This window comes from Neobacillus bataviensis (genome assembly GCF_019969725.1).
This window is the reverse complement of record NZ_JAHXYW010000004.1, coordinates 179,305-191,335: the sequence shown is the minus strand read 5'-3', so window position 1 is coordinate 191,335 and position 12,031 is coordinate 179,305. Positions and strand designations below refer to the sequence as shown.

At 41.1% G+C, this 12,031-nt stretch carries 15 protein-coding genes and 1 other annotated feature; all 15 genes read right to left on the bottom strand.

Translation table 11 applies throughout. The annotated features are described in order from the left end of the window. Positions 1–66: 66 nt before the first annotated feature. Positions 67–600, bottom strand: a complete 534-nt coding sequence (locus tag LC455_RS12170; RefSeq protein ID WP_223591170.1) for a sporulation initiation phosphotransferase B — start codon at positions 598–600, stop codon at positions 67–69. A gap of 204 nt (positions 601–804) precedes the next feature. Then, complete coding sequence (gene rpmA, locus LC455_RS12165; RefSeq protein ID WP_026572313.1) at positions 805–1,098, bottom strand: 50S ribosomal protein L27; 294 nt, start codon at positions 1,096–1,098, stop codon at positions 805–807. Further along, on the bottom strand, positions 1,099–1,443 hold the full coding sequence (locus tag LC455_RS12160; protein ID WP_223591169.1) for a ribosomal-processing cysteine protease Prp: 345 nt from the start codon (positions 1,441–1,443) through the stop codon (positions 1,099–1,101). Between the two features lie 15 nt (positions 1,444–1,458). Then, on the bottom strand, positions 1,459–1,767 hold the full coding sequence (gene rplU, locus LC455_RS12155; RefSeq protein WP_223591168.1) for a 50S ribosomal protein L21: 309 nt from the start codon (positions 1,765–1,767) through the stop codon (positions 1,459–1,461). Between the two features lie 13 nt (positions 1,768–1,780). After that, positions 1,781–1,865: a sequence feature (ribosomal protein L21 leader region), on the bottom strand. Positions 1,866–1,911: 46 nt separating this feature from the next. Further along, positions 1,912–3,363 (bottom strand): Rne/Rng family ribonuclease, encoded by a 1,452-nt coding sequence (locus tag LC455_RS12150; protein WP_223591167.1) that lies wholly within the window; start codon positions 3,361–3,363, stop codon positions 1,912–1,914. A 43-nt stretch (positions 3,364–3,406) separates the two neighbouring features. Then, positions 3,407–4,273, bottom strand: coding sequence for a M50 family metallopeptidase (locus LC455_RS12145; RefSeq protein ID WP_223591166.1), 867 nt, complete (start codon positions 4,271–4,273; stop codon positions 3,407–3,409). After that, positions 4,266–5,060 (bottom strand): M23 family metallopeptidase, encoded by a 795-nt coding sequence (locus LC455_RS12140; RefSeq protein WP_223591165.1) that lies wholly within the window; start codon positions 5,058–5,060, stop codon positions 4,266–4,268. The genes LC455_RS12145 and LC455_RS12140 overlap by 8 nt, the downstream gene beginning before the upstream one ends. A 105-nt stretch (positions 5,061–5,165) precedes the next feature. Then, positions 5,166–5,969 carry a septum site-determining protein MinD gene (gene minD, locus LC455_RS12135; protein ID WP_223591164.1) on the bottom strand — a complete coding sequence of 268 codons (804 nt, stop codon included), beginning with the start codon at positions 5,967–5,969 and terminating at the stop codon, positions 5,166–5,168. Position 5,970: 1 nt separating this feature from the next. Beyond that, positions 5,971–6,651 carry a septum site-determining protein MinC gene (gene minC / locus LC455_RS12130; protein WP_263297764.1) on the bottom strand — a complete coding sequence of 227 codons (681 nt, stop codon included), beginning with the start codon at positions 6,649–6,651 and terminating at the stop codon, positions 5,971–5,973. Between the two features lie 130 nt (positions 6,652–6,781). Continuing rightward, entirely contained in the window at positions 6,782–7,297 is a 516-nt protein-coding gene (gene mreD, locus LC455_RS12125) for a rod shape-determining protein MreD (RefSeq protein WP_223591163.1), read from the bottom strand. Further along, positions 7,294–8,175, bottom strand: coding sequence for a rod shape-determining protein MreC (mreC, locus tag LC455_RS12120; RefSeq protein WP_223591161.1), 882 nt, complete (start codon positions 8,173–8,175; stop codon positions 7,294–7,296). The genes mreD and mreC overlap by 4 nt, the downstream gene beginning before the upstream one ends. Before the next feature lie 28 nt (positions 8,176–8,203). Then, positions 8,204–9,217: a rod shape-determining protein gene (locus tag LC455_RS12115; RefSeq protein ID WP_223591159.1), complete on the bottom strand. Its 1,014-nt coding sequence runs from the start codon at positions 9,215–9,217 to the stop codon at positions 8,204–8,206. A gap of 162 nt (positions 9,218–9,379) precedes the next feature. Then, a complete protein-coding gene (radC, locus tag LC455_RS12110; protein ID WP_317851431.1) occupies positions 9,380–10,069 on the bottom strand; it encodes a RadC family protein in 690 nt (229 codons plus the stop codon). A 45-nt stretch (positions 10,070–10,114) separates the two neighbouring features. After that, complete coding sequence (locus LC455_RS12105) at positions 10,115–10,687, bottom strand: Maf family protein (protein ID WP_223591157.1); 573 nt, start codon at positions 10,685–10,687, stop codon at positions 10,115–10,117. A gap of 228 nt (positions 10,688–10,915) precedes the next feature. Beyond that, on the bottom strand, positions 10,916–11,998 hold the full coding sequence (locus LC455_RS31685) for an SPOR domain-containing protein (protein ID WP_223591155.1): 1,083 nt from the start codon (positions 11,996–11,998) through the stop codon (positions 10,916–10,918). Positions 11,999–12,031: the final 33 nt, after the last annotated feature.

Sequence of the window (12,031 nt, the reverse complement as noted above, 5' to 3'; positions counted from 1 at the left end):
TTTTCCTCCTGTCGCACAAATAAATCAACTGATGATTGCGACGAGAGCGCTCGCGTTTTACACCGTTTAAAGTTTAGGCATAAAAACTTCCAGTGCGAGTTCGCTTTCCGAAAATCCCTTGACCTCTACATCCAATGATTTGGACTCTCCAAGGAATTTTTCAATCAGTTCACTTTTTATTATTATCCCGCTAAAATCGAAAAAGAAACGAATTCCCTCCGAGTTCGGCTCAATTGTAATCGATAAATGATTTTCTTGAAATGCTTCGATTGCCTTATTTAAGCATGAAAAAAAGGAACTTGTCCAATTTGTCAGGACGGAATCGTTCATTTTTAATGGTTCGGCATCCTCTAGTATCTCATATTCGAGTCTAAAAAAAGGATTCTCCCAATTAGAAGTGAATAAGAGCGAAGCAAATAAAGGCAAATTTAAATTTGTAAGCTTAGTCTCATGTTGGGCTTCTATCACAATTTCATCAATGACCTCTTTCGCCCGGTCAATTCGATTTAAATCGATGTTCCCTTTAATCAACTGAAGCTTGTTCAACCAATCATGACGCGAGTGCCGCAGCACCTCGACGATTCCCCATTCTTTCTCCATACCCACACTCCCACATTAAGTGTCGGAACACACTGTTTGTTGTTAGTATATCAAAAAAGTAACCATGAGTAAGCTTTTTTATACGAAAGGTTTCCTAAAGAGGTAAAAAAAAGAAGCTCAATACGAGGAAATACCCTTAATATGATATTAATCAGTGCAAAAAGAAAACTCTAACCGATTTGGTTAGAGTTTCCAATAAAAGCATTACGCTTCTTGAGCTACTGGATAAACGCTCACTTTTTTACGGTCACGACCTAAACGTTCGAATTTTACAACGCCGTCGATTTTAGCAAAAAGAGTGTCGTCACCACCGCGGCCTACGTTTTCACCTGGGTAAATCTTTGTACCGCGTTGACGGTAAAGGATTGAACCACCAGTTACGAATTGACCATCTGCACGCTTAGCACCAAGGCGCTTTGCGATAGAGTCACGTCCGTTCTTTGTAGAACCTACTCCCTTTTTAGATGCAAACAACTGAAGATCTAATTTTAATAACATTTATTCCACCTCCTGCTTTTTGAAGGTAATTTTTATGTGCTCTCCGTACGTTTCTTCAATCGATCGTAATGAAACAATCATGCCCTCTAGAAGAAGCTGAACTTTCTCTTGTGTATCGGAAGAAAGATCCTCCGGCAGTACACAGCGGAGAAGTCCATCTGCTCGATGTTCCAGGTCGGGAGTAACACCGGTAAGTTCGTGCACCGCATTGATAGCACCAACAGACACGGCTGATACGCCTGCACAGACAATATCTTTGCCCCGATCAGCGAACAAAGCATGACCACTCATTTCAAAGGATTGAACCGCACCGGACTCAGTACGAGTAATCGTAATTCCAATCATCTATTTTCCAACACCTTACGCGTTGATTTTTTCGATGATTACTTTAGTGTAAGGTTGACGATGACCTTGCTTCTTACGGTTGTTTTTCTTCGCTTTGTACTTGAAAACAATGATTTTCTTCGCACGGCCTTGTTTTTCAACTTTAGCTGTAACAGTAGCGCCTGCAACAACAGGGCTTCCAACTTTTACAGTTTCACCGCCAACGAATAGAACCTTGTCAAAAGTAACTGTTTCACCAGCTTCAACATTTAATTTTTCAATGTAGATAGCTTGGCCTTCTTCGACTTTAAGTTGCTTACCGCCAGTTTCGATAATTGCGTACATGAACTGCACCTCCTTATAAACTCAGACTCGCCATACACAGGCGTCCCCGCGAATCACGCAGAAAGCTTAGTACCTGTTCTGTGCGGTTGTAGCACGGGTGCTACAAACATAACATTAAAATCATACATAATTTAAGTAAAAGTGTCAATAGAAATTGAAAGCTTTTTGGGATATCTCGTCCACAGTGCCGAATTGCTTCAAAACGTAATGATGATCTGGAGCGGGCTGAATCGCAAAAAACACTTTAAAATGAAGCATTTCTTCCAGTATTTCCAGGTGAGACTGTAAGAGCTCTTTAACTTCTTTTGTCGTTTCTATTAAGACCGCCTCAAATTCAGAATGGCGATGCTCAAGAAGCTCTCGCTCAAGACGAAAAGCGATTGTCTCTGCACTTAAGATACGGCCGGTCCCATCGCAAACTCGACATTTCACCTTTAATGCTTCTGATAGAGCAACCTTGGTTTTCTTCCTTGTCAGCTGAAGAATCCCAAGCGGTGTAAATCCAATCAGTTTCGTTCTTTTTTCATCTTTGGCTAGTTCTTTTTCGAAAAGATCCAGTATCGCTTGCTTATCCTTTTCACGTTTCATATCGATAAAATCAATTAGAACGATGCCGCCAATGTCCCGGAGGCGCAGCTGTCTGACGATTTCCTTTGCGGCTAGCTGATTGGTTTTAAGAACGGTATCCTGATAATCGGCCTTGCCGGAGAATTTCCCTGTATTCACATCCACTATGGTCAGGGCCTCGGTTTCATCGAAAATGAGGTAGGCACCTTGATCGAGCCACACCACCCGCTTTAGGGCTTTCTCGATTTCATGTTCAATTTTGTTGGCAGAAAAAATATTTTCTAGGCTGTTGTGGTACGTGAATGTAACGTGAGCATTTTTTTGTTCCAGCATTTTTTTGACGGTGAGGTCATCTATAATAACTTCACCTGCCGTCATTTTTGAGACTTGCTCCATAAGCATTTCCAAGAAGGAATCTTTTTGGAAAATAACCCCTGACTTTTTAAGGGAAGCAGCTTTTTGGAGCAGTTCTTGATACTGGCCTCGAAGGAAATTCAGCTCTTCGACAATCTCTCCTTCTATGCTGTTCAAGCTGGAGGTACGAAAAATGATTCCCTCCTCTTCTGTCTTCAAACGGCTCCCTAAACCTCTTAGTGCAGCATTTTGCTGTTCATCGGCAATTTTTTTAGAGACCGCAATGTAACGGCCCTTTGGCATGTAAATTAGATTGCCGCCCTGTATTTCTATTATCCCCGTTACTTTCGGACCTTTTGTTCCAGTTGCATCCTTGTCCACCTGAACGAGGAGTTTTTCGCCCTGGTGGACAAAAGAAGAGATGTTCTTCTGCTTTTCGGTTGAGAGTATGTATGAGGACAGGTTGTCACGATGCAAATAGGCGTTTTTTTCTTCGCCAATATCGATGAAGGCTGCGTTCATCCCCGGCAAAACCTTTGTCACTGTCCCAAAATAAATATTACCGACCAGAGATTGGTGCTCTGGTCGGTCGATTATAATTTTTTCAACTTGTTTGTCGCGCAAAACCGCATACCGCTTTTCACGCCCAAAGTAATTGACAATTAACGTTTCCAACCTTGTTTCCTCGCTTTATCCATGATGTCTCTATTATACAGTTTCAATAAGAAAAGAGAAGGTCGCTGATTTTATCGGTCAAACGTTTTTCTGTAAAGTAAGCATGCAATAGTTCATTTTCATCTAATCTGCCCTTTTCCCGGCCATCGACTTCCACAATGATCGGGTGCTTGCAGCCTCGCTGGAATTTTTCTAAGACGTGGATGAGTAATTCCTGTTCATCCGCTTGGATAGGCTTCAAATTATGCAGGCTGGATTTTTTTCCGTAATAGCGCTCTAATAAAAATCGCATAAAAATATAGCGCCGCTGCTTCCATTCGTGGTACAGCGAGAAAAATAAGAAAGCAATGATGATCCAAACATTGAGATGTGTGGGAGCCGCTGCTAAGATTGCGATGGAAAATAGAAGTAAGCTGCCAAACGAGAGTAAAAGCGTAATGCGATGGGCGCTCGGAAATGAATTTTTTAATGATAGCAGCAGGAAAACCAGTTTGCCGCCATCAAGCGGCCAGACTGGGAATAGATTAAACAGAAAAATCATCAAATTATAACTTAAAAATAAACTAAATAACTCTTCTGATATGAGATGAAAGGATAATAGACCGTATGCCAGACCTACCATCCATACATGCTGTAGCGGACCAGCGATGACCACAATGGCCTCTTCTTTTAACGGCCTATTGCCATGCTCATCCATCTCAGCGACCCCGCCAAAGGGCAGCAAGGTAATTTTTTTGATCCTCCATGAAAAAAAAGATGCTGCAGCAGCATGCCCCATTTCATGGATGAAAATAATCCCAAGGAGTAAACAAACTTCAAGGAAATGCGCTGTAGCAATCGAAAGTGCAATCACAATCCACAACAATGGATGGATATGAACATGACGAAGTAAAAATATCGCTCTATTCAAATCGTATCACCTGAATTGGGTCGATGAAATCATCGCCTTTTTTTATCGCAAAATAATATTTACCTTTTGTTTTATCTTCGCCAGAGGAGGAAGATACGGAGCCAACCACCGTTCTTTTTTCAACAAAATCATATAAATTGACCTTAATCGTGTCTAAATTCCCATACCAGGTTTCGGAGCCATCAGAGTGCTGAATGATGACGGTATTCCCTAACCCATCTTTCACACCTGTGAAGCGGACGAAGCCATCATTAATCGCTTGAACCCCTGCTCCTTTTTGCGTCTCAATCATGATGCCCTGGCCATTTTTCTTAAAATTCTCAAGGAGCCGCCCGGAAACCTCCACAGCCGATTTGTTTTGAACGACCTCTTTTTTACCAGCTTTATCATCATCGGTAAAAGGAAGCAGAGCAAGCGGTTTGCCAAACTTATCCTCGTACCACTTTGATACGGTCGCAAATCTAAAGTCCTTGTCCATTGTTTTGACAATCGCATCCCTTGCTGGATCCAGTGAGGCTGTTTGATTGCGAAACAGGATAGCTACAACTAAAAAAAGAAGGATAGACGCTAAAATTTTAAAGAAAAAGACTTCCTTCTTAAATAAGGGATGCCCGTCTTCTCCATTCGATCCTGACGAGCTAAAATGATTAAATCCGTATTTATCATCATCATCTCCTGGCCAAGCAATATGCCGGTCTGGACTTTTCCCCTGAGTACCTTGAGTCCCTTGTTCTTTTTTTCTTCTGGCGATTCGCCGCCGTATTTCATCCGCTGAAGATCGAGCCATACCCATCAACCCTTTTCCCGCTTTTTGTACAAGTCTATGAGCAGGTATGAAAGAGTATGACTACAAAAAAGCCTGTCCACAATTTATGTAGACAGGCTTCATTAATTATCTAACTCCAAAGAACTTTTTAAGTTTTGTAAAGACACCCTTGTTTGCTTCTTCAAGCGGCTGAAGCGGGATCGATTCCCCTAGGATTCTTCTGGCAATATTCCGGTAGGCAATGGATGCCTTGCTGTTAGGATTTAAGGCAATCGGTTCGCCGTGGTTTGAAGCTTTAATGACTTCTTCATCATCCGCGACAATTCCGATAAGCTCAATGGATAAATGCTGGGTGACTTCGTCTAAATCGAGCATGTCACCGCTCTTCATCATATGATTGCGTATCCGGTTCACGACTAATCTTGGAGACTCCATACCCTTTTCTTTTTCAAGGAGGCCAATAATCCGGTCGGCATCGCGTACGGCAGAAACTTCCGGCGTCGTGACGACGATGGCTTTATCCGCGCCGGCAATGGCGTTTTTATAGCCTTGTTCAATTCCGGCAGGACAATCAATAATGATATAATCGTAATCCTGCTTTAATTCGGTAATGAGTTCTTTCATTTGCTCTGGCTGAACAGCCGATTTATCAACGGTTTGTGCTGCAGGCAATAAATACAATAACCCATCAAAACGTTTGTCCTTCACTAAAGCTTGATGAATTTTGCATCTTTTTTCTACAACATCAACCAAATCATATATAATTCGGTTTTCAAGTCCCATTACGACATCTAAGTTTCGAAGACCGATGTCAGTATCTACTAAGCATACTTTTTTCCCTTGGAGGGCGAGTGCAGTACCAATGTTCGCAGAGGTTGTTGTTTTGCCTACTCCGCCTTTACCGGATGTAATTACTATTGCTTCTCCCACTTTAATGTCCCCCTTCTAATCTAGTTAAATCAGGCCTTAATTGAATTAAAGCTTGTAATCTATCAATAATGATTTGGCGGTTATCATCTATGTAAGCACATTCCATCTCTCGTTTCTCTACACTTTGAACCGATTCCGGTGTTCGCTCAATACAATCGCTAATCCTCAGCTGCGATGGTTTCATGCTCGAAGCGGCAATAACAGCTTGGTCATTGCCTAAATAGCCTGCATGGGCCACTCCTTTTAATGTACCCATTATAAAAATATTTCCGCCTGCAATTACCGTTCCGCCAGGATTTACGTCTCCAATCAACAGTAAATCACCTGGAACCTCTAACACCTGGCCGGAACGAATAATACGGGACACGGTCACGACCTCTGTTTCCGCCTTTAAGCGGTTGGCCTCTTCTTTCGTAATTACATTCGCTTCAATATTATCAACAACTAAATTCTTTTTTTGCCGAATTAACTCTTTTAATTCTTCCTGCTCCGCCTCTGTTAAATAGCGATTACCGATTTCCACTTTAACAGATATTAAATTACGCTCATCCTGTGTCTGGGAATTTGCAGAAAGCTTTTGGTCTAATTCTTTTTTTAGATCCTCATAGGAACAACTGTCATCAAGATGAAGGACAAGCCCATCTTTTGTCCCTTTTATTGTAACATTTTGCCGATTTTTCATGGAGATTTTTTCACCTCATAATTAAAAAAACAATTTCGGAATAGATATAATGAACTACTCCGAATCAAAGTGCAGATTCTTCTTAATAAAATTCGACACGATGTGTCTATTCTCCTCTTTTTAAAAAAAATCATTCATCTCTCAATGCATCGGCATACTTTTCAAAGCGTCTCTTTAATGGATATCCAAAAATCAACACAAAAATCGCATTTAAGATTAGCGTTGGATAAAAACGTAAATTTAAAAATCCCATAAAATCGAGATCGGTCACATGAATGAGGAAGTTCATTTCATATACCCCAATCTCTAATAACGCAATGGCAAAAAGGGAAACGAGGAAGGCAATAATGATATTTGCCTGCATGATATGCATGATTTTTGTAACAATGTAACAGATAAAGGGAAAAAGAAAAAAGTATATCCCGATAATTTCAACATAAACAATATCAAATATCATCCCAAAAACGGCCGCATAGATAATTCCTTGTTTTTTGCCTGTAAAAATCGTTAAAAAAACAATGGCCGCAAATAAAAAATGGGGGACGATGACCTTTCCGCCGAAAGAGTTGCCAGGAAAAAATTGAACAAAAAGACTTTCGGCTAGAAAAAGAAACAAAAACAAAAGAGGAAGAAGGAATTTTTTCATAGATCCTTCTCCTTCCCGTTTTCCATATCCGTTAATTCAGGCTGCGTCATTAATCGTTTAATGACAATAACGTTTTCAATATCATAAAAATCCGCTCCGGGTTTTACTAAAGCCGTTTGATTTAGCCCATATTGATCAGGTTTAACCTCTTCAACCTTCCCAACGACCAATCCTTCGGGGAAAACACCGCCCTTACCTGAAGTAATCACATTTTGGCCTTTTTCCACTTTGACCCCAGCTGGGATGCTTTTCACTAACAGTAATTTCTTTTTATCATCGAAGCCTTGAACAAAACCATAAATACTTGTCTCACCTTGAATGGTGACGGAAATCCGATTCTTTGGATCCATCGCACTCAATAGCTGTACGGTGGAACTGAATTGATTGACCGTCTTCACCTTGCCAATGAGACCTTTGGCGGTAACGACCGCCATATTTTTTTTGATGCCGTTGAGATTTCCTTTATCGATAATAATCATTTCATGCCAACGATCAGGGTTTCTGCCAATAACAGTAGCTGGTAATGGTTTAAAATCTCGCAGGGTTCTTTTTTCACCGAGAATGTCACGTAATTCCTTATTGTCTTTTTTCAGCACTTGGTTTTCTGCTTCAAGGCTGACAAGATCTTCAATTCGCGATTTAAGTTCTTTATTCTCTTCATATGTATTTTGCAAATCCTGGAGATTTTCAAAAAAGCCTGCAACGAAATTGGCAGGCTTTGAAACCAGGGATTGAACCCAGCCGGTTGTGTCCTTCACAAATTGTTCCGGCCAGGATAGTTTGCTTCTCTCCCTTAAAGAAAACCCAATCAATGCCACGAGAACAATGATGCTGACAAGCAAAATGATCAGTCGTTTATTCAAAAAGAACTGTGGCATGATTATACACCTCTATATTCTATCGCGATTATTTCGCTTTATTTTTAAATAAGTGAATATGGTCTAATGCTTTTCCTGTTCCGATTGCCACACAATCAAGCGGATTTTCAGCAATTAACACCGGCATTTTTGTTTCTTCACTGATGACCCGGTCCAAATTACGAAGCAAGGCACCTCCGCCCGTTAGGACGATTCCCCGGTCCATAATGTCTGCTGCAAGCTCCGGCGGAGTTTTTTCGAGTGTATTTTTCACTGCTTCGACAATCGCAAATACCGTATCATTTAAGGCTGTTGCAATCTCTTTTGCAGAAATTTCGATGGTTTTCGGCAGACCAGTTAACAAATCGCGGCCGCGAATTTCCATATTATCAATGCCTTCAGGGATACCGGCAGAACCGATTTCCATTTTGATTGTTTCCGCCGTACGGTCCCCAATCATTAAATTATAATTTTTGCGGATGTAGGAAATAATCGCTTCGTCCATTTCATCACCGGCAATGCGGATTGATTGGCTTGTGACAATACCGCCTAAAGAAATAATCGCAACTTCAGTGGTACCCCCGCCGATATCGACCACCATGCTGCCAGTTGGCTCCCAAACAGGAAGATTGGCCCCAATGGCTGCCGCAAACGGTTCTTCAATTGTGTAAGCGTCTTTGGCACCGGCTTGTCTTGTGGCGTCGATTACCGCTCTTTCTTCTACTGCCGTAATTCCAGAAGGTACACATACCATGACATATGGCTTACCAGAGAAAACACTTTTACTTTTTTGAGCCTGACGGATGTGGTATTTCATCATCGTTGCCGTTGTTTCAAAGTCGGCAATGACACCGTCCTTCATTGGTCGTGTTGCAACGACATTACCAGGTGTCCGTCCAATCATATTCTTCGCGTCATTCCCAACGGCAACGATGCTTTTTGTATCGGTCTGCAAGGCCACAACAGATGGCTCACGCAGGACAATTCCTTTTCCTTTTACATAGACGAGGGTATTGGCAGTCCCCAAATCAATTCCTAGATCTCTTGTTCCAATTCCAAACATAATTATGTAGCTCCCTTTCTGATACGAAATGCAAAAATTCCCTAGGCAGGTAATCACCTTTTATATCATGTCTTTTTTCTTATTTTTTATAGTGCTAGGTCAAAAGCAGTCCTAAAAAATCATAACTAATATTATAGCGTGACGTCAAATAAAAACATAGTGTTATAAATATCCTTTTTCCTTCAAGCTGACAAACTTATTTTCACCAATGATGAGGTGATCGAGGAGGTCGATGCCTAGTATTTTTCCGCATTCCACCAGTCTCTTCGTGACCTCTATGTCCTCTCGGCTAGGAGTTGGGTCCCCGGAGGGATGATTATGCAGAGCAATAACGGAGGCCGCTGACCGCTTTAAGGCTTCGCGAAAGACCTCCCTTGGATGGACTATGCTAGCATTCAAGCTCCCGATAAAAATCGTTTGTTTATGAATGACCTGGTTTTTGGTGTTTAAATATAGGCAGACAAAATGCTCTTGCGACAAAAAGCGCATATCATTCATGACATACTTCGCACCGTCTTCGGGGGAGCGGATGACATATCGATCATTAAAGGACAGATTGGCAATTCTTCTGCCGATTTCAACAGCAGCGAGAATTTGAATCGCCTTGGCCGAACCAATTCCTTTGATTTCGGTAATTTCTTCTAATGTGGCAGATTTTAACAGCCGAAGCCCCTCGAAATGGGTCAGCAGGCGATTCGATAATTGCAGCACGGATTCATCCTTTGTCCCGGTTCGTAGTAGAATAGCAATCAATTCATGATTTGAAAGGCTTTGCGGGCCATGATTGATAAAACGCTCTCTCGGCCTTTCGTCTTGAGGGAAATCACGGATCATTAATGTATTTGTGGACACTTTTTTTCCTCCCTTTTGATTGGGAGTTAATAAACTTTTAAAAAGTTAATACGGCAACTGGTAGCCTAACCGCTGCAATTCCCGAACCGTTCTTGCAACGGGCAGACCGACAACCGCAAAATAGTCTCCATGTATTTTTTTGACAAGCATACTTCCAAGTTGTTGAATGCCATATGCACCTGCTTTATCAAGCGGTTCACCACTTTTCACATATGACCGTATCTCTTCATCCGTTAACTCCCAAAACCAAACTTCTGTTTTTTCGTAAAAACGGGTTGAACTTGTTGGAGACAGTATAGATACACCAGTAAATACTTCATGCTTTCTGCCTGAAAGGCTTTGTAACATACTAATGGCTTCTGCTTCATCAGCGGGCTTTCCTAAGATTCGATTATCCGCGACCACGATCGTGTCTGAGCCAATCACAAAAGAATCAGGGTTCTCTTTAAATATAACCATGGCCTTTCGTTCGGCTAACTCCATCACGACTTCCTCTGGAGAGAGCGATGGGTCAAAGCTTTCATCAACTTCACTGCTTGAGATCGCGAATTTTAACTGGAGAGTTTCTAGAAGTTCTTTTCGCCGTGGAGAAGAAGAGGCTAAAATGAGGTTTTGCATTTCATCACCTTACCTTTTGCATTTGTATAGGGAGATACTAGTTAATCGTATCAGAATTTATAGAAGCAAACAATTTTAATATCCTTAAAGTTTGATGAATTTTGTAAAATTATGCAGAAATAATCATTTTATGGAAGAATTGTGGACATTGAAAAGCCTGCCCTAGTTGAGCAGGCGAAATAATATTATTCATTTCCCGGAAAATACCGAAGTTTGTCAGATACTGACTTACATAGCATTGTATTGAGACACGAAGTTTAATAGATGCTGCTGAGCTTCGGTTAAACTTTTCGCAGCTTTAGACTTTTGATACGCTTTTATCTTTTCATCCGCACTTGTTAATTCCATCTTTAGATTTTTTAACTTCTCATTTTTAATACCGCTGGCTTTTAATTGTTCTTCAATGCCAGCTAGAGATTTCGCTGACTCTGCTGGGATCGTTTTGGTGACGAGAGCATTCGATGTTGCTCCTGCCAGAGTTTGATAGATGGATGGAAGTTCTTCCATAAAGGACCTTTCTTTATCCGTTACATTGGAAACTTTCTTTTCATCCAGCAATAATGGTTTTGCGAATACTTCTTCTACTCCATTTTCTTTATACTGGTTTCCTAAAGCTTTAGCTGTTTCGATTGAATCAGCTAAGCCTAAAAGTAGATAGAACTTACCATTTAATTCAACCGTTTGTGACGGAACCCCTTTCTGTTCCAAATCATTTGCGATTTCTTGGGTCCCCTCTTTGGATGAAAATACTCCTCCTTGAACCACATAGGTTGTTAATTGATCAATGACTGAAGAAGTAGACTTGCCTTCTGACGCCGTTTTTTCAGTTCCCGTTTCACTCACAACTGGTTGAGTAGTCGGAACCTTGTCACCTTGTTCCGTTATGACAAGCTTCAACATGAAAAAGCCAATTGTGGTGCCTATTAAAACAGCGAAAAATGCTGAGATTAATATGGAACTTAAAGGCCGGCCATTTTTCTTCTTGAAGTTAGTTGTAAAGGATGGTAGGTTTTTGTGGCTGATTGTTTTCGGGTTTGTATTATTGGTAAATTTGAATTCCTCAATTTCATTTTCAGCCGATTCAGGAATGATCCAGTCAAAGCTCTCATCGACGGACTCCTGTGCAGCAGCAGTTTCAATCATTCCTTCCGATTCCGGCAGTTCTCTATCTATTTTTATTACTTTGGAATAGGGTTCAAGGTTGGCTTCAATTTTGGCTTCAATATCTTGTTTTGGGGGTTGTTCCTGAAATGACTGATTTTCTCCATTTAACTTTATCGTGATCGTATTGCCTTTTTTAGGCTTGTCCACTCTACGTTCTCCCTTCTCATCCGACAGATAATT